This is a genomic window from Rhizobium sp. YAF28, assembly GCF_052113285.1.
Lineage (GTDB): Bacteria > Pseudomonadota > Alphaproteobacteria > Rhizobiales > Rhizobiaceae > Rhizobium.
Genome location: NZ_JBFRCX010000009.1, coordinates 303,890 through 324,067, shown reverse-complemented (window position 1 = coordinate 324,067; position 20,178 = coordinate 303,890). Strand labels below are relative to the sequence as shown.

Genomic DNA, 20,178 nt, shown 5'->3' with positions numbered 1-20,178 from the left:
GCGATGGCGGTTTCCGCAATTGAAACTCAGGCCAAGCCGCGGGTGGTGCTTTCCGCCCGCGGCCTGCGCCGTGATTTCGGCGGCTTCACGGCCGTCAAGAATGTCGACCTTGATGTGCATGATGCAAGCGTGCATGCGCTGATTGGGCCAAATGGTGCAGGCAAGACGACGGTGTTCAACCTGCTCACCAAGTTCCTTCAGCCGACATCAGGCACGATCACGCTGATGGGGACCGACATCACCAGGACGCCACCGGATCGGGTGGCGCGCATGGGCCTCGTCCGCTCATTCCAGATCTCCGCCGTCTTCCCCCATCTTTCCGTGCTCGACAATGTGCGGGTCGCCCTGCAGCGGCCAAACAATCTTTCCACGCAGTTCTGGCGGCCGCTTTCGGCACTCGACAGCCTGAACGACCGCGCCGAGCAACTGCTTGCCAGTGTCGGGCTTTCCAAGGAACGCGATCATATCGCCGCCGATCTTTCCTATGGCCGCAAGCGCGTGCTTGAAATCGCCACTACACTGGCGCTCGATCCGAAAGTGCTGCTGCTCGACGAGCCGATGGCCGGCATGGGCCAGGAGGATGTCAGCGTCGTCTCCGCCATCATCCGCGATGTCGCCCGCGAGCGGGCGGTGTTGATGGTCGAGCACAATCTCTCCGTCGTCGCCAATATCTGCCGGCATGTCACCGTGCTGCAGCGTGGCGAAATCCTCGCCGAGGGCGACTACGCGACCGTCAGCCAGGACGAGCGCGTGCGGCAGGCCTATATGGGCACGGAGGAGCACCACTGATGGCGCCGCTTCTCGAAATTCAGGGTCTGAATGCCTGGTATGGCGAAAGCCATGTCCTGCACGGGATCGACATGACGGTCGGTGAGGGCGAGATGATCACCATTCTCGGCCGCAATGGTGTTGGCAAGACGACGACTTTGCGCACCATCACCGGTATCGTGCGCTCCCGAAAGGGTAGGATAAGCTTTGCTGGCACGGATATGATGCAGGTGCCGCTGCATAAGACCGCACATAAGGGTATCGGTTTCGTGCCGGAGGAGCGCGGCATCTTCGCGACGCTGACGGTTTCGGAAAATCTGATGCTGCCGCCTGTGGTGGCGCCTGGCGGCATGACCCTCGATGAAATCTACGAGCTTTTTCCAAACCTTTATGAGCGGCGCACGAGTTCCGGCACCAAGCTTTCGGGCGGTGAGCAGCAGATGCTGGCGATCGCCCGCATCCTGCGCACCGGCGTGCGCCTGCTGTTGCTCGATGAGCCGACCGAGGGGCTAGCGCCTGTTATCGTCCAGCGTATCGGCGAGGTTTTGAAGACGCTGAAGGAGCGCGGCATGACCATCGTGCTCGTCGAACAGAATTTCCGCTTTGCAAGCCGTATTGCCGATCGCTTCTATCTGATGGATCATGGCCAGATGGTCTCGGAATTCCCGGTCGGCGAGCTGCCGCAGCGCATGGATATGCTGCACAAGGTTCTGGGAGTGTGACGCGATGACGATGATCTTCGGCATTCCCTTGCAGGCGCTGCTCGGCCAGCTGCTGATCGGCCTGATCAACGGGTCTTTCTATGCACTTCTGAGCCTTGGCCTTGCGATCATTTTCGGTCTTCTGCGCGTCATCAACTTCGCGCACGGCGCCCAGTACATGCTTGGCGCCTTCGTCGCCTATCTGCTCTTGAATTATCTCGGTATCGGCTACTGGCCGTCGCTGATCCTGGCGCCCGTCATAGTCGGGATAGCCGGCGCTGTTGTCGAGCGTCTCTTTCTGCGCCGGCTCTACGAACTCGATCCGCTCTACGGCCTGCTCTTCACCTTCGGTCTGGCGCTCGCCGTCGAAGGCACGTTCCGTTATCTCTACGGCTCTTCGGGCCAGCCCTATGCAACGCCGCCCGCACTTGCCGGCGGCATGAACCTGGGATTCATGTTCCTGCCGATCTACCGCGGCTGGGTGGTGGTCGTTTCGCTAGTGATCTGCATTGGCACCTGGCTCTTGATCGAAAAGACCAAGCTCGGCGCCTATCTGCGCTCGGCGACGGAAAATGCCACTCTGGTGCAGGTCTTCGGCGTCAACGTGCCGGTCCTCTTGACCTTCACCTATGCGCTCGGTGCCGGCCTTGCTGCCTTTGCCGGTGTGCTTGCTGCACCCATCTACCAGGTTTCGCCGCTGATGGGGTCGAACATGATCATCGTCGTCTTTGCCGTGGTCGTCGTCGGCGGCATGGGCTCGATCATGGGCGCCATCATTACCGGCTACGTGCTTGGCATCGCGGAAGGCCTGACCAAGGTCTTCTATCCGGAAGCCTCCAATATCGTCATCTTCGTGATCATGGCGATCGTGCTTCTCATTAGGCCCGCGGGCCTCTTCGGTCGGGATGCGTGACATGGCTGACATCACCGAAACCATCCGAACGGAAAAGAGCCGAACCGCACTTTCGGTGCAGACAGGGTTCCTGATCATCGGGTTGCTACTTCTGCTGCTGGCGCCCTTCTTCTTCTACCCGATCTTCCTGATGAAGCTGCTCTGCTTCGCGCTCTTTGCCTGTGCCTTCAACCTGTTGCTCGGCTATACCGGCCTGCTTTCCTTCGGCCATGCGACTTTTTTCGGCGGGGCTGCTTATTTCACCGCCTATACAGTCAAGAGTTGGGGATTTCCGCCGGAACTCGGCATTCTCGTCGGCGTTGCCGGGGCAGCCCTTCTCGGCCTCGTCATGGGCTTCTTCGCGATCCGCCGGCAGGGCATCTATTTTGCGATGATCACGCTGGCGCTCTCGCAGATGTTCTTCTTCTTCTGCCTGCAGGCAAAATTCACTGAAGGTGAGGACGGCATCCAGTCCGTGCCGCGCGGCCACCTCTTCGGCTTCATCGATCTCAACAGCTCCACCAACATGTACTATTTCGTGCTGGCGGTGTTCCTGATCGGACTTCTGATCATCTGGCGCTTCATCAATTCGCCCTTCGGCATGATCCTGAAATCGATCCGCGAGAACGAGCAACGGGCGATCTCGCTCGGCTATTCCGTGGCGCGCTACAAGCTCGGCGCTTTCGTGATGTCGGCAGCCCTTGCCGGGCTTGCCGGATCGGTCAAATCGCTGGTCTTCCAGTTTGCGACGCTGACGGATGTCGCCTGGCAGATGTCGGGCGAGGTGATCCTGATGACGCTGCTCGGCGGCATCGGCACGCTGATCGGCCCGGTTTTCGGTGCAGGCCTCGTCGTGACGCTGCAGAACTATCTCGCCACCTCGGAATTTCCGGTGACGATCATCACAGGCGTGGTCTTCATGATCTGCGTGCTGATCTTCCGCCGCGGCATTATCGGTGAATTCTATGCCTCTCGGCTCGGGCGTAAACTGGGCTTTGTCTATCGCCGCTGAACGGGCGGACCTCTTTCCTGCAACGGGAAAGGATGTGCAGCGGCGCCGCGAAATCCCGCCTCCTCGGGCCCGGGGAGGCGGGACGCAGCCATTTCGGAGTGCATGATCCATGGATCGCTATGACTATATCATCATCGGGGCAGGCAGCGCCGGCTGCGTGCTCGCAAACCGGCTATCAGCCGACCGCAATACAAGGGTCTTGCTGCTGGAGGCTGGTGGCAACGACAATTATCACTGGATCCACATTCCCGTCGGCTATCTCTATTGCATCAACAATCCGCGCACCGATTGGTGCTTTACCACCGCACCCGAGGACGGGCTGAACGGACGGGCGCTGAACTACCCGCGCGGCAAGGTACTCGGCGGCTGCTCTTCGATCAACGGCATGATCTACATGCGCGGCCAGGCCCGCGATTACGATCTTTGGCGGCAGATGGGTTGCACCGGCTGGGGCTGGGATGATGTCCTGCCTTACTTCCGCAAATCGGAGGATCATTATCAGGGCGAGGATGAGATGCATGGCGCTGGCGGCGAATGGCGCGTGGAAAAGGCGCGCGTGCGCTGGGCCGTGCTCGACGCCTTCCAGCAGGCGGCCAGGGAAGCCGGCATTCCGGAAACGGCGGATTTCAACCGCGGCAGCAACGAAGGTTCCGGCTATTTCGACGTAAACCAGCGTTCCGGCATCCGCTGGAATACGACGAAGGCCTTTCTGCGCCCGGCGATGAAACGCGGCAACCTGACTGTGATGACTAAGGCGCAGGTGCGGCGGCTGCTGGTCGAGGAAGGCGCCGTCGTCGGCGTCGAGTTCCAGCATGGCGGTACGGCCAAGCGGGCTTATGCCGCGAAGGAAACCGTGCTGTCGGCGGGCTCCATCGGTTCGCCGCATATTCTGGAACTTTCCGGCATCGGCCGCGGAGAGGTTCTGCATCGAGCCGGCATTGATGTGCTGACCGAGGTCAAGGGCGTCGGCGAAAACCTGCAGGATCATCTGCAGCTTCGACTGGCCTATAAGGTAACAGGCGTGCCCACGCTCAACGAAAAGGCGTCGAAGCTGATCGGTAAGGCGGCGATCGGGCTCGAATATCTCATGCATCGGTCCGGTCCGATGGCGATGGCGCCGAGCCAGCTCGGCATCTTCACCCGTTCCGGCCCGGACAAGGAAACGCCGGATCTTCAGTACCACGTGCAGCCGGTGTCGCTCGATAAGTTCGGCGATCCCGTCCACGCCTTCCCGGCGATCACGGCGAGCGTTTGCAACCTCAGGCCGGAAAGCCGGGGATCGGTGCATGTTTTCAGCCCGGATTTTGCCGCGCAACCGACCATTGCGCCAAGATACCTCTCGACGCAGCGCGATCGCGACATAGCTGTTCGTTCGATAAAGCTGACGCGCAGGATCGTCGCACAGCCTTCTTTCGCCCGTTTCCACCCGGAGGAATTCAAACCGGGGCCGAGCTATCAGAGCGAGGCAGAACTGGAAAAGGCGGCAGGCGATATCGGCACGACGATCTTCCATCCCGTCGGCACCTGCCGCATGGGTGTCGACAGGGAAAGTGTCGTCGATCCCCGGCTGAGAGTGCGGGCGCTCGGCAAGCTCAGGATCGCCGATGCCTCGGTGATGCCGGCCATCACGTCCGGCAACACCAATTCGCCGACGATCATGATCGCCGAAAAGGCGGCCACCATGATCATCGAGGACAACAGATAGGAGATAAGCATGGCAAGGATCGGATTTATCGGGCTTGGCAATATGGGCGGGCCGATGGCCGCCAATCTTGTCAAGGCCGGTCACGAGGTTCTCGGCTTCGATCTGGCCGCACTGGTGCTGAAGGCAGCCGAGGAGAGCGGCGTGAAGCCCGCCAGCCATGCCAGCCAGGCGGTCAAGGACGCTGAGATCGTCATTACCATGCTACCGCAGGGCAAGCATGTGCTGACGGCTTGGGCCGATATCCTGCAATCGGCGGCACAAGGCACACTGGTGATCGATTGCTCGACCATCGATGTCGAAAGCAGCCGCAAGGCCCATGAGATGGCGAAGGCCACGAGCTGCCTGTCGCTCGATGCGCCGGTTTCCGGCGGGACGGGTGGAGCGAGCGCCGGCACGCTGACCTTCATGACCGGCGGCTCGGAAGAGGCCTTTGCCAAGGCAAAACCGATCCTCGAGGCCATGGGCAAGAAGATCGTCCATTGCGGCGAGGCCGGAGCAGGGCAGGCTGCGAAGATCTGCAACAACATGATCCTCGGTATTTCCATGGTCGGCGTCTGCGAGGCTTTTGTACTCGCCGAAAAGCTCGGCCTCTCGCATCAGGCGCTCTTCGACGTTGCCTCAACTTCATCTGGCCAGTGCTGGTCGATCAACACCTATTGCCCAGTGCCGGGACCGGTGCCGACCTCGCCTGCCAACAATGATTACAAGCCGGGTTTTGCCGCAGCTTTGATGCTGAAGGATCTCAGGCTTTCGCAGGAGGCCGCGCTCGCGAGCGGTGCCTCCACGCCCCTTGGTGCGGAGGCCGCACAACTCTATGCGCTCTTTGAGAAACTCGGCAACGGCGGCAGGGATTTCTCAGCCATCATCGAGATGTTCCGCGAAAAGGCGTGAGGCGGATTTACCGCTCCCAGTAAGCGCCGATGCTCATTTTGTGGCGGTCGTGGCCACGTTCGGTCTTGAGGAAATCGCGGATACGCTTGGCCTCGGATCTTTCGCAGCCGGCCCAGACGAAGGTGTCGGCATTGGCGTCCGCCAGCGCATCCTTGATGGCGCCCTCGATCAGACCCATCGTGCCGGCGGGCGCGCCGTTGCGATGCATCCATGTGAGATTAACGGTGCCGGCTGACGGCAGCGGAAGCTCTTCCGAGCGACCATCGACTTCGAGGAAAATCCGCAACTGCGTTCCAGCCGGAACTTCCGCGGCAATGCGCGAGATGGCGGGCAATGCCGTTTCATCGCCGGCAAGGATCATTGATGTGGCTTCCGGCACACCGCCGCCGCCCGGGCCGAGCGCGCCGGCAATGTCACCGGGGTTGGCATTCAACGCCCATTCGGCGCCGGGCATGTTTTCCCCTTCATGCAGCACGAAATCGATATCGATTTCGCCGCGCTCCAGATCGATGCTGCGGAATGTGTAGATGCGCACGGTCAGCGCATCCTCGCTCTTTGCCCATTCGATGCGGCCGTCCGGGCGCAGTTTCGGCCAGACGGGCGTGCGACCCTTCGGCGGAATGAGCAGACGGAAATGCAATCCGCCGTGAGCGAAATGCTTGGCATCGTCGCAAGCGACAGTCACCCGACGCATATGCGGGCTGATGTTGCGGGCGCTGACCACGCGGATCTCGCGCAGGTCCGGCAGGCGGTCCGCTTTTGGCGCGTCCGACCATGTGAGCTCCAGAGTCTCTTCTCCCGCGAATTGGAAGAGATGCTCGGCAAGCACCGAGCGGACATTCTGCAGCGCACGGGCACTCTTGCAGGAGAGTTCGATCGCAAGCTCCGGGCCGTCGTGGCGGATGTCCGCCTTGCCGATCGTCATCTCCAGCGTCACCAGATCGCCGTCGCGTTTGACGGTGCTGTGTTCGACGAAATGCGAGCAAAGCTCGTCGAGCATTCGGCCGGGATCGACGGCGATTGCGACGCCGGATGCAGTGAAACGTTCAGCCATCATTGTTTGATGTCCTTTCGCGAAAGCAGCCAGATGAGATAGGGCCCGCCGATCAGCGCCGCGAAGAGGCCGACCGGCACTTGATAGGGGTAGATGACGACGCGGGAGAGCCAGTCGGCCGTCATCAGCACGCCGGCGCCGAAGAGCACGCTTGCGGCAAGCTGATGGGTGGGCCGATGAAAGCAGGCAAGCCGTGCAAGATGCGGCGCGATAAGCCCAGTGAGGCTGAGCGGTCCGACGAGGAAGGATGCGGTCGCCGTCATCAATGCGGCGAGGATCGCCAGCGCCAGCCGGCTTGCGCCGACGCGAAGGCCTAGCGCGCGACTGGAATTGCCGCCAAGCGGCAGCATAGCCAGCCAGCGGCCGAGGAAGGGCAGTGGTGCCACCAGCACGATAAGAGAGATCAGCGCCGTCCAGGCTTCGAAGGCTCCGGCGCGGTTTGTCGATCCGGAAAGCCACGTGAGCAGAATATAGCCGCGCATGTCACCCTGCGCGAGTACCATGGTGACGATCGCCATACCGAAGGCACCGATGCCGACGCCGGCAAGTAGCATGCGCTCCGGCGAGAACTGCGCGCGAGCCGAAATGGCGATCATCGCCCCGAAGGCCGCGAGTGCGCCCAGCGCCATGGCAAGCAGCATGACGACGGGCGAGGGGAAACCGAAGAGGAAAAGCGCGATGGTCAGCCCCGCGCCGGCGCCGCTGCTGATGCCGAGCACTTCCGGACTTGCGATTGGATTGCCGGTCACGCGCTGCATTATGAAACCGGCTGTCGCGAGCATGCCGCCGGCGCCGGCCGCAACGATGGTGCGCGGCAGGCGGAAGGGCAGCAGATCGGTGAAGAGCATCCCGGTGGCGAAATGCCAGCCGTCATCGGCTGGACCGAGGGTGAGGAAGACGATAAAGAGCAAAATGATCGCAGCAGAGAGCCCAGCGAGAGTGACCAGAGGCTTGGACAGCCTCTTGAGGGCCGCAGCCGACTGCGCGGCGCCGACCGAGACGGAATGGACGCGCGGCAACAGGAAAAGTAGCAGCGGTCCACCAAGCAGGGCCGTTGCGGCGCCGGTCGGGGCAAGATCGGCGAAGCCCGCGCCGAGGATCTGTGTCAGGCAATCGGTGAGGAATAGCAGACCGGCACCCGTCAGTGGTGCTGCGATCATCAGGCTCCCGGTGCTGCGTGCGCCGAAGAGCCGTGCGATTGCGGGGGCAGCAAGGCCGAGGAAGCCGATGACGCCTACTTCGGCGGTGACCGAGGCTGCGAGCCAGACGGCAAGAGCGAGGATGGTAAAGCGCGCGGAATGTAGTGCGAGCCCGAGGCTCCTGGCGCTCTTATCATCGAGTGTCAGAATGCGAAGTGGCCGTACGAGCAGCATGGCGGCAGCGAAACCGAGGATGAGGCGCGGCCCGAGTGAAAGCACGCCAGTCCAGTCCTGCTGGCTGAGCGAACCGGCGCCCCAGATATAAATCGACATGGCATACTCGCCGCGCGCCAGGATGAGCGTAACGCTCAAGGCAGCGGCAATCATGCTGACGATCATGCCCGAGAGCGCGACAGTGACCGGATCGAGCCCGCGTCGCCAGCTGAGCGCCAGCACGATTGCGACGGCGCTGAGCCCGCCGCCGAAGGCGACAATCTCACGCGAAAACCCGATCAGCAGTGGCGAGAAACTGAGGGCGGCCGTCATCGCCAGTTCCGCACCGGAGGCAATGCCGAGCGTCGAGGCATCGGCGATCGGATTGCGCAGCACGCGCTGCAGCAGCGTACCGGAAAGGCCGAGTGCTGCACCCGCGATCAGCGCCAGCACGGCGCGAGGCAGAATGCTGTTCCAGAGCAACACGCCATCGAGCACAGCGGCTTGAGCGGTGTCGCCGGGTACCTGCGGGCGCGTTGCGATCAGAAGCGTGAAGGCAGCGACGCAGAGAACTGGTAGCACGATTGCGGCAAACGGAATGCTCTGGCCGCGGGCATGTCGGGCGAGACTAACCATACCATGCATGGCCAAGCCCCTCCTGCAAAAGATCGGCAAAGCGCAGGGCTGCCGGCAAAGCGCCGTAGGGATTGATGGAGTCGAGCATCAGCACGCGCTTCTCGCGCACCGCCGGCAGCGCATTCCAAAAGGCACTGGTCGAAAGGGTCTCGATCGCATCGGCCGGGTGCGGTGGGATCATCACGATCCAGGCATCCGGCATGGAGGCCAGCGTTTCGATACCGACGGGGGCGGCAGCCGAATAGCTGGTATCGCCCTGCCAGGCATTGGTGAGGCCGACGCGCTTCAGCACCTCGCCGAACATGCTATCCGAACCAAAGACGCGGAAATGCCTGGCGTCACCAAGATTGATCGGGATCACGGGCCGGCCGTCGCCTGCCGCAAAACCCGTCTTGTAGCGGTCGAGCTTGGCAGAGATCTCTTCCGTGAGCTGCCTTGCGGCGGCAAGCTGCAGCCGTTCGCCGATCGCGATCGTTGCCTGTTCGGCAAGCGCGTAAGGGCTTTCGCCCGGCTTGTAGATCGCGTGACTTTCAACAGGCGCGATCGGCTGCATGCGGGCATCCGCCCAGGCATAGAAATTCGAATTGAAGATCAGCTCCGGGCGGGCAAACCGCAGCACTTCCAAATTCGGCGTGCCACGCAGGCCGAGATCGGCGACACCATCGGGAATGACAGGTGTCACCGCCACCTCGTGGAACTGCCGCAACTCCGTTCCTGCAACGACATTGGCGCCGATCGCTAGCAGGGTTTCGAGCAGAGCCCAATCGAGGGTCGCGACGCGCAGGCTGTCACCCGCCCGCAGGAGCGCGGGGGCCGACAGCGTAGCCGCCGCACCGGCCAGAAACTGCCTGCGGAAGAACAATGCCATGGGCTACAACAGATAGCTGACCGGCTCGTTGCGAACCGGATGCGGGAAGACACCCATGCCGACACCGAAGATCGACTGCAGTTTGTCGGCCTGCATGATCTCGGCGGGCGTGCCTTCGGCGGTGATCTTGCCGTGGTTGAGTGCGATGATCGCGTCGCAATAGCGCGCAGCAAGATTGATGTCATGCAGCACGATGATGACTGTGAGCCCGCGCTCGTGGCTGAGTTCCTGCACCAGCGAAAGCACGCTTGCCTGATGGGCGAGGTCTAGCGCCGACGTGGGTTCGTCGAGTAGCAGGCAGCGGGCGTTCTGGGCAAGCATCATCGCGATCCAGGCGCGCTGGCGCTCGCCACCGGACATGCTGGCGACCAGGCGGTCGGCAAAATCTTCAAGCTCGGTGCGGACGATCGCTTCCTCGACCATCTCGCGATCCGCTGCGCTGAAGCGGCCGAGCGTGCCGTGCCAGGGAAAACGGCCGAGCGCCACGAGTTCACGCACGGTCATGCCGTCGGTCGCCGGCGTGAATTGCGGCATATAGGCGACATGGCGGGCAAAGGCGCGGCTGCCCCAGTCAGCCGCCGCCTTGCCGTCGAAGGAGATCGAACCATTCTTCGGGGCAATCTGCCGGGCGATGGTCTTGAGGAGTGTGCTTTTGCCGGAACCGTTGGGGCCGACGAGGCCGTAGATGCGGCCGGCCTCAAGCGTCAGATCGATGCCGTTGAGGATTGTTCTGGCGCCGATGGCATAGTCTATTCCGGAAAGGCTCAGGAAGGACGTGGACACGAGGAAACTCCGGCTTGGCTGCAAAGGGTTCGGGAGGGCCGAGCCCTCCCTTTATCGCAGCTTCCTGAAAAACTAAACTCTATTTGTCAACTTACCATTTCTTGCTGAGCTTGAAAGTGACCGTGCGCGCGTCGCCATAACCGCAGACCGTCAGGCCGCCGCAGCTTTCGACATATTCCTTATCGAAGAGATTGGCGACGTTGAGAGAGGCGCCCCAGTTTTCCTTTTCGTAGCGGATCGCCGCATCGACGAGAGTAGCAGCCGGCACTTTTTCGGTATTGGCTTCATCAGCCCAGGACGTTCCCTGGTGACGGACGCCCGCACCGAAGCTCAGGCCTTCCATGGCGCCTGTCGTGACCGTGTAGTCGACCCAGAGCGAGGCGGTCACCTTCGGCACGATATAGGGCGACTTGCCGACAAGAGTGGGATTGGCGTCGTTTTCCGTCACTTCCATATCTGTATAGGCAAGCGAAGCGAGGACCTTCCAGTTGTCGGTGAGGTTGACCTTGCCTTCCAGTTCGGCACCGCGCGAAACGACTTCGCCAAGTTGGCTCTGGGCGAAGGTCGCAGCGTTGGTGACCGTGTTGTTGCGCTTGGTGATGTGGAAGACCGAGGCCGTGAGCGTGCCGTCGATGAAGGTCGGATCATACTTGATGCCGCCTTCGAACTGCTGGCCTTCCTCTGGCTTCAGCGCACCGGATACGCCTGTGCCGATCAACGGATTGAAGAAGGTCGCGGCGCTGACATAAGGCGTCAGGCCGTTGTCGAATTCGTAGGCCAGGCCGACACGTCCGCTGACGGCACTGTCGTCGGAATTGTAGGTCGTTCCGACGATCGCATCGGAATCGGTGTCGACATAGTCATAGCGGCCGTTGAGCGTCAGCAACCAGCCGTCGCCGAAGTGGATCTGGTCCTGCCCATAAATGCCGAGCTGCCTTTGCGTGACGACCTGGTCGATCTGTGTGCTGTTGGCGGGCTGCGGCAGGCCGTAGATCGGATCGGTGGCGCTGATCGGTGTTGCAGAGATCGGCCATGTCGGCCATTTCTGCAGATTATCGAGGTTGTAATATTTGTAATCGAGGCCGACGAGCATGTTGTGCGTAGCGCCGCCAAATTCGGCTTCGCCTTCCAGCCGGTTGTCTATGCCGAAGGAATCGACGCCGGAACGGCCTTCGAAACCGATGCGGCCAAGCAGATAGTCTGGGCCAGTAGGCACGCCGCCAACCCAGCCGTTGAGGTATGGACCGATCTCGTGCTTGTCGAGGCGGCCGTAACGCAGGTTCTGCGAGAACTTGATGCCGTTGTCGAACTCGTGCTGGAACTCATAACCGATCATCTTCTGGACATAGCTGCCGTCGTCGATGTCGGGTTCGCCATAGAAGGCATCGCGTGGGATCTTGCCGAAGGGTGCGTCCTTGACCGTACCGACATAGGGGAAGAAGCCGTTGCCGGTATGGACCTGGTCGAGGCCGCCGAGATAGCCCCAGACCGTGAAGCGTGTCGCATCATCAGGCGCGATTTCCAGTTGCGGCATAATGAAGCCACGGAAATCATGCGAGAAATCCGAATAATTATCGCCGCCTGCAACCTTGCCGGTGATGCGGTAGGTCATCGTATCGCTAGAGCCGACCTTGTCGGAGATGTCAAATCCCGTAAAGGCGTTGCCATTACTGTTGATGCCGATATCGGTGTAATAGAGCGGCTCGTCGAGCGGGCGCTTGCGCACGAGATTGATGATGCCGCCCGGGTTGGCGCCGCCATAGAGAACCGAGGCGGGGCCTTTTAGAACATCGACACGCTCCAGCATGAAGGGATCGATCTGGAAGCCGCCGAAGCCGTAGCTGAAGAGGGTGAGGTTGTCGAAGAAGACGCCGGTCTGTGTGGCGTTGAAGCCGCGAATGTAGAACCAGTCGGTATCGGGGTCGTTGCCATAGGGCTGGGCGATGACGCCGGGCGTATAGAGCAGTGCTTCATCGACCTTGTTGGTGATGCCGCGATCGTCCATTTCCTGCTTGCCGATGACGGAGACCGACTGCGGAATTTCGTTGATCGGCGTATCGCTCTTGGAGCCGGCAGACGAATTCTTCGCGACATAGCCTTTGACCGGAGCGGTGGCGCTATCGCTGCCGCCCTGGAGGACGATCGGCGCCAGTTGCGTCGGGCTGGCGTCCTGACCAAGAGCGGAGGATGCCGCCATGATGCTGGTGACAGCCGTTCCTGCCAGTAGATATGCCCTGAAGGTGAGCCCCTTGGTCTGCGCTCGCATAGATTACCCCACTCGTGCCGCGGCTTTTCCTGCCGCGGTATGGCCTTGAATAAGTCGAGTGTTTAACTCAAATTTAATCGGGCGGATTGTCGCGATCGGGTGGAAATTGAACGTTCTTGGGCAATTTTCCGCGCTGCACGCAAATGCTCTGATGTGTTGCAATTACGCAATCTGCGCCTTTTTCCAGTTCGCCGGCGTGGTTCCCAAATTCTTGCGGAAGACACGGGTGAAATGGGCCTGATCGGCAAAGCCGGTTTCCACAGCGATGGTTGTCAGGGGGTATTCACCGCGCACCAGCAGGTGTTTTGCGCGGTCGAGGCGGACATTGGTCTGATATTGATGGGGTGCAACGCCGGTCGATGCCTTGAAGGCGTGGCTGAAATGCGATTGCGACAGGCCGGTGACGGATGCCAGCTCTTCCAGGCGGATATTGCGCAGGCAATTTTCCTCGATGAAATCGGTGGCGCGGCGCAATTGCCAGCCGGCAAGCTTGCTGCGCTTGCGCGGCTGCACCTTGGTGAGCTTCAGCACATCGATGATGAGGGAGAGCGACAGGCCGTCGCCGTAGAGATCATGCAGCGGTTGCGGATTAATGCATTCGGCGGCAATCAACTGGGCGAGCGACAAAAGGCGCTCGTCGGAAAACAGGAGCTGGGCATTGGCAAGGCGCTGCGGATCGAGATCATCGCCGAGCCTTCGGCTGATGGTCTCGACATCGAAATGGATGTCGAGATGGCGCAGCGAATGCACATCCACCAGATCGGCCCAGACTTCCATGTCGGCTGGCACGTAGGAGATCGGCCGCTTTTCGGTGTCCTGCACCGTGCCGTGGGTGCGTGGCGAGAGCTTTACCCGCGAATTGCCCGGCCCGCGCTTTTCAAGGAGGATGAAAAGCCGCGGGTCGCGCGACACGTAATAGCCACCGGAATGGGGAGCGCAGTCCACATCCCAGACATCCGCCACGATGCCGTTCCACACCCGGCGATTGACGCCCTTCGTGACGGAAAAGCCGTGAATCCTGTTTTGCATGCGCGGTTGAAACGTCATTTCCACTTCCGCCTCCGGCCTGACAGCCGAATAAACCTTCGTATTAAACTCAAGTTTATTATAGGAGGCGGAGCAGGATGACAATCACCCAGTTTATGCTGGCGGAAATACCGATCTCAGGCGACCGAGAAGGTCAGCCTTGCGCCGTCGCCGAAGCGGATGTCGATCTCGCCGGGTTCGGTGAGTTCAACGGCGCCGCTGAGCGTGCCGGTGGTGACGAGCGCGCCCGATTTCAGCGAATCTTCTGGCCGCAACGGGTCGTTCGCGTAGTCGACCAGCCAGGTCACGACGTCGCCCTTCGGATGTTTGGCAAGACCATCATAGATCGTCTTGCTGTCCTGCGTGACCTTCAACGGCGTGCTTGCGGCGATATCGATGAAGCTCTTTGCAACGGAGGGTCCGAGCACGTAGCCGCTATTGCCGAGGCGGTCTGCTAGGAAGAGGAGGAAGGACACGCTGCCGCTTTCTTTTACCGCGCTGACGAGCAGCTCGGCGCCGAGATAGGCAGTGGAAATCGCGTCCAGAACTTCGGCGCGGCTGTAGGGAGCACCCTTGCGATAGGGTAGATCCTTGCCGAAGCGCACGGCGATTTCGGTTTCGAATTTCAGGCCCGGATACCAGGCAATGGTCGCACCCGATACGGCTTCGGCATAGGGATGGAGAGGTGCGGTGACCGGCTGGCCCTCGGGCGAGGCCGTGACCTTCCAGGCGTTGCTCGCGACCTCTTCTTCGGCCTTCAGGAAGTTTTGCGCTTCCATAGCCTTGTGCAGGTCGCTCGGCAGCGGAAAGGCGCTCGTCGGCTCCTGCTTTCCGGCCTGGCGCAGGCTGTAGAGTTTGGCGGCCAGTGCGCGCGGGTCGAATGATTCAGTCATGCTGTTTCCTCCATCAAATCGAAAGGTGCCACACTAGCGGCGCGGCCGACATGAACAAGGCCAGTCTTGGAAACACTGTTATTCCATCGCGGCGTACCAGCGCTCCCGATAGGCGGAGAGGCCCGGAATTGCCTGGGGTGAGAAGTGTTTTTCCACACCGGATACCGGCTTGATGCCGGCAAGAAGGGCCGCCCCCTGGCTGGTGCCGGTCGAGCCCGGCAGCGCCATCGTATCGCGGCCGGTGATTGCAGCAATCAGCGACAGATAGGTCTCGTTCAATGCGAAAGGGCCCTCGACGATGATTGGGCCCTTGGCGCCAATCAGCCCCAGGCAGGCCTCCGTCATCAATGCGAGATAGAGGCAGGCTGCGGCATAGCGCTCCTGCCGGCTCGCTCCGTCCGCGTGGATCCAACGGCTGACCTTGCCCGGAAAGGGACCGGAGCCCGGTGCCACATTCGGTAGCAGCAAGATGCCTTTCGCCACGACATCAGCGATGGCGGCTTTTGCCTCGGCATCGCCGACCTGACCGATCTCGGCCGAGAGAATTTCGAATTCGCGGCCGCCCATGAAGCGGGAAGAGGGTACGGCGCGGCCATAGGCATCCACATTGGCGAGCGCATCGCGCTTGGCGTCAAGATGGGCCAGATCACCCCCGACACCGAAATTGATGACCCAGGTGCCGGTCGAGACCACGGCAAAGGGCGCCTCGCGGGCGACAAGATGCGGCAGGAGCGACGCATTTGAATCATGAATGCCGCAATAGACGGGCACGGAAAGACCGATCTCAGCGGCGATATCGGGCAGAACGGGACCAAGTGCATCAAAGGCCGAATGGATCGGCGCCATCCGGTCGGGAATGGCAAGCGTATCGACCAGCGAGGAGTATGCGCCTGTCTTCGGATTCCAGAGGTCCGTATGACAGCCGAGCGAGGTTGCCTCGTTCGCAGCGACACCAGTCAGCCGCGCCGACCAATATTGTGCATAGGTGAGGATGGTGGCGACCTTGGCGAATTCTTCGGCAAAAGCCGTCTTCTGGTAGTGAAGCTGCGCGCCGATATTCAGGCCCATCGAAAGACGGGGCGAGAAGGTCTCGGTAAAAGATGGCCGCAGCGCATCATAGGCGTTACGGATCTCAGGCGGATATTCATGCTCATAGTCGATGACGGGCATTGCCAGCTTGCCATCCGCGCCGAGCAAGGCGGCGGCTGCGCCATGGGTGGTGATCGAGATCGCGTCGAAACCCGGCTCGCTGGCAAAGGCTTTCAGCGAAGCAAGCGCGAAGCTCCAGAGCGTTTCGATATCATAATGCGGATAGAGGCCGTCGCGGATGACCGTATTCGGTTGCTTGCGGACGGCGATTTCGGCGCCCGTCGCGCTGTCGAGAACGACGACCTTGGCGTTTGTCTTGCCGATATCGAGAACGGCGATGTGGCGGTAGTCGCTCATGGCATATGGAAGACGGTCACGAGGTCACTCTGGACGGGAGAATTATCCGGATTGGATGCCATGATATCGGCCATATGTGCCCACCATTTCTTCATGACCGGATGGTCCGGCAGGCTTGCCATCGTGTGATCCTTCGGCCGGGTCAGCACGCCGAAAAGCGTATTGGTCTCGCGGTCGAGATGGATGGAATAGTCGCTGGCACCAGACTGGTGCAGCAGGTCGACCAGTTCCGGCCAGATCTCGTCATGCCGCTTCCTGTATTCGGCCTCCATGCCGGGATTGAGCTTCATCTTGAAGGCGTGTTTTTCCAGTGTCATTTGGCGCTCATGGCTTTGATGCGGCGGGCGATGATCGGGATCGCGATGGTGATGATCAGGAGCAGGCCGATGAAGATCGACATGACGATGCCGGGCACGTTCAACAAGCCAAGACCGAAAGTCACGAGACCCATGACGAAGGCGGCGATGACGACGCCGCCGATCGTACCGGAGCCGCCGAGAATCGAGATGCCGCCGAGCACGACCATGGTGACGACTTCGAGTTCCCACCCTTGCGCGATCGACGGGCGGGTCGAGCCGAGGCGCGAGGTCAGGCAGACCGCAGCGACACCGCTCATCACGCCGGTCAGTAGGAAGAGGATGAATTTCACGCGCTCGACCGGAATGCCGGAGAAGCGAGCTGCGAAATCATTGTTGCCGATCGTATAGACCTGCCGGCCGAAATTCGTGGCATGCAGCAGGATCGCAAAGAGAATTGCCAGCACGATGAACAGCACGAATTCGAAGGAGAAGACCCAGACGACGTAGCCCTGGCCGAAATAAGCGAAATCCGCCGGGTATTTGCCATAGGCCTGGTCGCCGAGCACGATATAGGAAATGCCGCGGAAGAGGCTCATCGTGCCGATGGTGACGACGATCGACGGCAGTTTCAGAACAGAGACGAGGAAACCGTTGAAGATGCCGCAGAGAAGCCCGGTGCCGATGCCGATCAGCACGAGGCCTGGCGTGCCGACACCCATCTGCGCCGCAGCGCCCATTGCTGTCGAGGCGAGCGCGATGATGGCGGCGACCGAGAGGTCGATCTCGCCGGCGATGACGAGCAGCGCCATGGCAAAGGCGATCATCGCCTTTTCGGTGAAGTTGAAGGTCGCGTCCGAGAGGTTCCAGGCATCGAGGAAATAGGGCGAGGCCACGGAATTGAAGATGAAGATCAAGACGGCGACCCCAAAGAGCAGCACTTCCCAGCTCGCCATGATGCGCTTGAAGGGCGTGCCGAGGCGATCGGGAATGACGCGCTTTTCCGGATTTGCGGAAACCATGCTCATGCTGCGACCTCCGCTGCTGCGCGATCACGCAGGATGATGCGGCCGCGATTACGCTCGCGCCTTGCATTGAAGACGACGGCGAGGATGATGACGGTTCCGGAGATCGCCATCTGGGTGAAGGGCGAAATGCCGATGACGGGAAGGGCGTTCTTGATGACGCCGAGGAAGAGTGCGCCGAGCACCGTGCCGGCAACCGAGCCAACACCACCGGCGATCGAGATGCCGCCGATCACGCAGGCCGCGACGCTGTCGAGCTCGAAACCGTTGGCAATATCGACATAGGCGACCGCATAGCGCGATACCCAGAGATAGCTGGAAAGCCCGGCGAGCGCGCCCGAGAGCACGAAGGCCAGGAATTTCGTCTTGCCCGTATCGATACCGGCATAGACGGCAGCCGTCGGATTGCCACCGGTCGCATAGGCCGAACGGCCGAACTGGCTGTAGCGCAGCAGCATATACATCAGAGCGACGATGATGATGGCGACCCAGCTTAAGATCGGCAGTCCGAGGATCGGCGTGCGGGGAACGGCAAGGAAGATCGGCGTCATCTGGTGCGCATTGACCCAGGCGCCGCCAGACAGCACGAAGGCCATGCCGCGATAGATGGTAAGCGTGCCGAGGGTGACGACGATCGGCGGGATTTCGAGGCGCCAGACGAGGAAGCCGTTGATGGCGCCGAGTGCTGCGCCGATCACGATCGCCGCAAGGATGAGCACGATCAGCGGCAGGCCGGGAAAGGCCGCGTTCATCATCGCGATTGCCATGCCGGTGAAGGCGAGGTTGGCTGCGACCGAAAGATCGATCGATTTCGTCAGGATGACCGTCATCTGGGCAAGCGCCAGGATGATAAGGATTGCCGTATCGTTGAAGATACCGGCGAGATTGTCGGGAGTGGCGAAATCGGCTGCGCGCGTCGAAAAGACGGCGATCATCACCACGATGATGGCGAAGAGCAGGGTTTCGCGTTTTCTGATTAGTCTCATCATGCTCGTCCCCTCATGCGTTTCCGGTCGCCGCACGCACCAGCGCTTCCGGCGAAAGCTGATCGCGCTCGAAGAGCCCTGCCGACAGGCCCTCCTTCATGACCAGTACGCGGTCCGACATGCCGATGATCTCGGGCAGTTCGGAGGAGATCATGATGATGGAAAGGCCTTCGGCCGCGAGTTCGCTGATGAAGCCGTGGACGGCTGCCTTCGAACCGATATCGATGCCCTTGGTTGGCTCATCGAGGATGATGACCTTGGGCATGGTGGCCAGCCACTTGCCGATGACGACCTTCTGCTGGTTGCCGCCTGAGAGCGTACCAACAGGCACGGAAAGGGCCGCAGCGCGCAGATCCAGCCGCTCGGCATACTTACGGGCGAGCGCGAATTCTTCTGCCGCCTGCAGGAAGCCCTTGCGCGAGGTGCGCGTCAGCGACGGAAGCGTCATGTTCTGATAGATCGGCATCGGCAGCGCAAGGCCGTGGCGGCCGCGCTCTTCCGGCACGTAGACGATGCCGGCGCGGATGGCGTCATGCGGGGAATTGATCGAAATTTCCCGGCCTTCGAGCGTCAGCCTGCCGGAGAGTGGCTTGGTGATGCCGAAGAGTGATTGGGCGAGTTCCGAGCGTCCGGCGCCGATCAGGCCATAGACGCCGAGGATCTCGCCCTTGCGCAGCGTCAGTGAAATATCGCGGAATTCGGTGCGGTGGCTGTATTTTTCGACTTCGAGCACTGCGCCGCCGATTGCCACATCGATCTTCGGGAACGCGTTTTCGACATCGCGGCCGACCATCATGCGAACGATTTCGTCCTGCGGCGTTTCCTTCAGCTTCCCATGGCCGACAGCGCGGCCGTCGCGGAAGACGACGTAATTGTCCGCGATCTCGTAGAGCTCATCGAACTTATGGCTGATGAAGAGGATGGCCTTGCCGCTTGCCTTGAGACCCTCGACGATACGGAAAAGATCGTCGATCTCCTTGCGGGAGAGCGCTGCGGTCGGTTCGTCCATGATGACGATGCGGGCCTCGATCGACAAAGCGCGGGCGATCGCCACGAGATGACGCTGCGCAATCGAGAGGTCTTTCAGGCGGATCGTCGGATCGATATTGCTTTCGAGCGAGGTCAGCAGCGTTCTGGCGCGGCTGTTCATCTCGCTCCAGTCGATGGTGCGCCAGCGTGTGCGCGGCGCATGGCCGAGGAAGATATTCTCGGCGACCGAAAGCTCGTCGAAGAGCACGGTCTCCTGGTGAATGGCGGTCACGCCGGCATCGATCGCGGCTTGTGCTGTCGCGAAGTGCACCGGTTTGCCGTCGACGATGATTTCGCCCTCATTCGGACGGTAGATTCCGGTCAGGATCTTGACGAGTGTCGACTTGCCGGCGCCGTTTTCGCCGATCAGTGCCGTCACCTTGCCGGGATAGAGCGCGATGCTGACATTATCGAGCGCCTTCACGCCCGGGAAAATCTGCGAGATGCCGCGCATTTCCAGAATGCCGGTTGCGTCATCGGGTTTTGGGTCCGAGACGGGGTGTTGAAGGGCAGAGGTCATCAGCAAGCTTACCACCATCGAAAGAGAAG

18 protein-coding genes are annotated in these 20,178 nt (G+C 61.1%); 6 read left to right on the top strand and 12 right to left on the bottom strand.

Features of this window, described 5'->3' with window-relative positions; translation table 11 throughout:
• The first annotated feature begins 3 nt into the window (after window positions 1-3).
• The 6 genes from AB4Z13_RS22055 to mmsB all read left to right on the top strand — a co-directional run bounded on the left by AB4Z13_RS22055 (window position 4) and on the right by mmsB (window position 5,969).
• Window positions 4-789 (top strand): ABC transporter ATP-binding protein, encoded by a 786-nt coding sequence (locus tag AB4Z13_RS22055; protein ID WP_113321455.1) that lies wholly within the window; start codon window positions 4-6, stop codon window positions 787-789.
• A complete protein-coding gene (locus tag AB4Z13_RS22050; RefSeq protein ID WP_113321454.1) occupies window positions 789-1,490 on the top strand; it encodes an ABC transporter ATP-binding protein in 702 nt (233 codons plus the stop codon). Before AB4Z13_RS22055 ends, AB4Z13_RS22050 begins: the two co-directional genes overlap by 1 nt.
• Window positions 1,491-1,494: 4 nt before the next feature.
• Entirely contained in the window at window positions 1,495-2,382 is an 888-nt protein-coding gene (locus AB4Z13_RS22045; protein WP_113321453.1) for a branched-chain amino acid ABC transporter permease, read from the top strand.
• Between the two features lies 1 nt (window position 2,383).
• The gene (locus tag AB4Z13_RS22040; protein ID WP_442206822.1) at window positions 2,384-3,373 is read left to right on the top strand and encodes a branched-chain amino acid ABC transporter permease; all 990 of its coding nucleotides are present in this window, start codon (window positions 2,384-2,386) and stop codon (window positions 3,371-3,373) included.
• A gap of 109 nt (window positions 3,374-3,482) precedes the next feature.
• The gene (locus AB4Z13_RS22035; RefSeq protein WP_442206821.1) at window positions 3,483-5,078 is read left to right on the top strand and encodes a GMC family oxidoreductase; all 1,596 of its coding nucleotides are present in this window, start codon (window positions 3,483-3,485) and stop codon (window positions 5,076-5,078) included.
• 9 nt (window positions 5,079-5,087) lie between these two features.
• Entirely contained in the window at window positions 5,088-5,969 is an 882-nt protein-coding gene (gene mmsB, locus AB4Z13_RS22030; protein ID WP_442206820.1) for a 3-hydroxyisobutyrate dehydrogenase, read from the top strand.
• 7 nt (window positions 5,970-5,976) lie between these two features.
• On the opposite strand, the gene AB4Z13_RS22025 is transcribed toward mmsB, so the two are convergent.
• From AB4Z13_RS22025 to AB4Z13_RS21970, 12 genes are all read right to left on the bottom strand, one after another.
• On the bottom strand, window positions 5,977-7,026 hold the full coding sequence (locus tag AB4Z13_RS22025; RefSeq protein WP_439017766.1) for a DUF2218 domain-containing protein: 1,050 nt from the start codon (window positions 7,024-7,026) through the stop codon (window positions 5,977-5,979).
• Window positions 7,023-9,020 (bottom strand): Fe(3+)-hydroxamate ABC transporter permease FhuB, encoded by a 1,998-nt coding sequence (fhuB, locus tag AB4Z13_RS22020; RefSeq protein WP_442206819.1) that lies wholly within the window; start codon window positions 9,018-9,020, stop codon window positions 7,023-7,025. The genes AB4Z13_RS22025 and fhuB overlap by 4 nt, the downstream gene beginning before the upstream one ends.
• Window positions 9,004-9,879 (bottom strand): ABC transporter substrate-binding protein, encoded by an 876-nt coding sequence (locus tag AB4Z13_RS22015; RefSeq protein WP_439017767.1) that lies wholly within the window; start codon window positions 9,877-9,879, stop codon window positions 9,004-9,006. The genes fhuB and AB4Z13_RS22015 overlap by 17 nt, the downstream gene beginning before the upstream one ends.
• Window positions 9,880-9,882: 3 nt before the next feature.
• Window positions 9,883-10,662, bottom strand: coding sequence for an ATP-binding cassette domain-containing protein (locus tag AB4Z13_RS22010; protein WP_113321446.1), 780 nt, complete (start codon window positions 10,660-10,662; stop codon window positions 9,883-9,885).
• Between the two features lie 91 nt (window positions 10,663-10,753).
• The gene (locus tag AB4Z13_RS22005; RefSeq protein ID WP_442206818.1) at window positions 10,754-12,928 is read right to left on the bottom strand and encodes a TonB-dependent siderophore receptor; all 2,175 of its coding nucleotides are present in this window, start codon (window positions 12,926-12,928) and stop codon (window positions 10,754-10,756) included.
• Window positions 12,929-13,090: 162 nt separating this feature from the next.
• Entirely contained in the window at window positions 13,091-13,975 is an 885-nt protein-coding gene (locus AB4Z13_RS22000) for a helix-turn-helix domain-containing protein (protein WP_439017769.1), read from the bottom strand.
• A 116-nt stretch (window positions 13,976-14,091) separates the two neighbouring features.
• Window positions 14,092-14,847 (bottom strand): fumarylacetoacetate hydrolase family protein, encoded by a 756-nt coding sequence (locus tag AB4Z13_RS21995; protein WP_439017770.1) that lies wholly within the window; start codon window positions 14,845-14,847, stop codon window positions 14,092-14,094.
• 78 nt (window positions 14,848-14,925) lie between these two features.
• Window positions 14,926-16,293 carry an FGGY-family carbohydrate kinase gene (locus tag AB4Z13_RS21990; protein ID WP_439017771.1) on the bottom strand — a complete coding sequence of 456 codons (1,368 nt, stop codon included), beginning with the start codon at window positions 16,291-16,293 and terminating at the stop codon, window positions 14,926-14,928.
• Window positions 16,290-16,610, bottom strand: a complete 321-nt coding sequence (rhaM, locus tag AB4Z13_RS21985; RefSeq protein ID WP_113321441.1) for an L-rhamnose mutarotase — start codon at window positions 16,608-16,610, stop codon at window positions 16,290-16,292. Before rhaM ends, AB4Z13_RS21990 begins: the two co-directional genes overlap by 4 nt.
• Window positions 16,607-17,617, bottom strand: a complete 1,011-nt coding sequence (locus tag AB4Z13_RS21980) for an ABC transporter permease (protein ID WP_442206817.1) — start codon at window positions 17,615-17,617, stop codon at window positions 16,607-16,609. The genes rhaM and AB4Z13_RS21980 overlap by 4 nt, the downstream gene beginning before the upstream one ends.
• Window positions 17,614-18,603: an ABC transporter permease gene (locus AB4Z13_RS21975; protein WP_113321439.1), complete on the bottom strand. Its 990-nt coding sequence runs from the start codon at window positions 18,601-18,603 to the stop codon at window positions 17,614-17,616. The genes AB4Z13_RS21980 and AB4Z13_RS21975 overlap by 4 nt, the downstream gene beginning before the upstream one ends.
• A gap of 10 nt (window positions 18,604-18,613) precedes the next feature.
• Complete coding sequence (locus tag AB4Z13_RS21970; RefSeq protein WP_439017773.1) at window positions 18,614-20,149, bottom strand: sugar ABC transporter ATP-binding protein; 1,536 nt, start codon at window positions 20,147-20,149, stop codon at window positions 18,614-18,616.
• Window positions 20,150-20,178 lie beyond the last annotated feature (29 nt).